The 233-nt window shown below is 70.8% G+C and carries 1 protein-coding gene; it reads right to left on the reverse strand.

What is annotated here, in order from left to right; all coding sequences use genetic code 11:
* A partial coding sequence (locus ACSNOK_RS36385) for a polyprenyl synthetase family protein (protein ID WP_436784921.1) occupies positions 1 to 233 on the reverse strand: 233 nt, incomplete at both ends.

The following is a 233-nucleotide window of genomic DNA, read 5'->3' on the forward strand; positions in this document are numbered from 1 at the left end:
GGATGGAGACGTACTCCGATCCGAGCTCGGACACCAGGTCGGAGGCGCGGGCGAACAGGAAGTCCCCGACCAGGATGGCCACGGTGTTGCCCCAGCGCGAGTTGGCGCTGGCCGAGCCGCGCCGCATCCGGGCCTCGTCCATGACGTCGTCGTGGTACAGGCTGGCGACGTGGGTGAGCTCGACGACCACGGCCGCCTTGATGACGTCCTGGTCGACCGCGGCGGGCCCGAGC

Source organism: Streptomyces sp. URMC 126 (genome assembly GCF_051386555.1).
Lineage (GTDB): Bacteria > Actinomycetota > Actinomycetes > Streptomycetales > Streptomycetaceae > Streptomyces.